The organism is Aerococcus sp. L_32, assembly GCF_050689315.1.
Genome location: NZ_JBOEQF010001112.1, coordinates 1 through 604 on the forward strand (window position 1 = coordinate 1; position 604 = coordinate 604).

The window sequence follows — 604 nt, forward strand, 5'->3', positions numbered from 1 at the left end:
CGCTACGAATTCAACAGGGTGAGATAAACCAACATTGACAGTTAATTTGTTACCTGCTAATTGTGCACGGTAACCAACACCAGTCATTTCAAGTTTCTTCTCGAATCCTTCAGAAACACCAATAACCATGTTGTTTACTAATGCACGAGTAGTTCCGTGGATAGAACGTACTTCTTTGTGGTCATTTGGACGAGTGAAAGTGATTTCTTTCTCCCCGATTTGAATATCAATTACAGGGTTGAACTCACGTGATAATTCGCCTTTAGGGCCTTTAACAGTGATAGTTGAACCAGCTTTTTCTACGGTTACGTTACTAGGAATCTCGATAATTTTATTACCAATACGACTCATTCTAGACTGCACCTGCCTTTCAATTTTGTTTTTTATTTTTGTTATTTATTACCAAACGTAAGCTAAAACTTCGCCACCGATGTTTTTAGCACGAGCTACTTTATCAGTGATAACACCTTCAGATGTTGAAACTAATGCAGTACCTAAGCCGTTTAAAACTTTAGGAATTTGATCACTTTTCGCGTATACACGTAAACCTGGTTTAGAGATACGTTTTAAGTTTGTGATTACTCGTTGGTTATCGCTTGTATAC

At 37.4% G+C, this 604-nt stretch carries 2 protein-coding genes; both read right to left on the reverse strand.

Features of this window, described 5'->3' with window-relative positions; all coding sequences use genetic code 11:
• Nucleotides 1-351, reverse strand: a 351-nt coding sequence (locus tag ACRCJ0_RS18445; RefSeq protein WP_431391618.1) for a 50S ribosomal protein L6, incomplete at its 3' end; no start/stop codon positions are given.
• Nucleotides 352-399: 48 nt separating this feature from the next.
• Nucleotides 400-604, reverse strand: a 205-nt coding sequence (rpsH, locus tag ACRCJ0_RS18450) for a 30S ribosomal protein S8 (RefSeq protein ID WP_431391620.1), incomplete at its 5' end; no start/stop codon positions are given.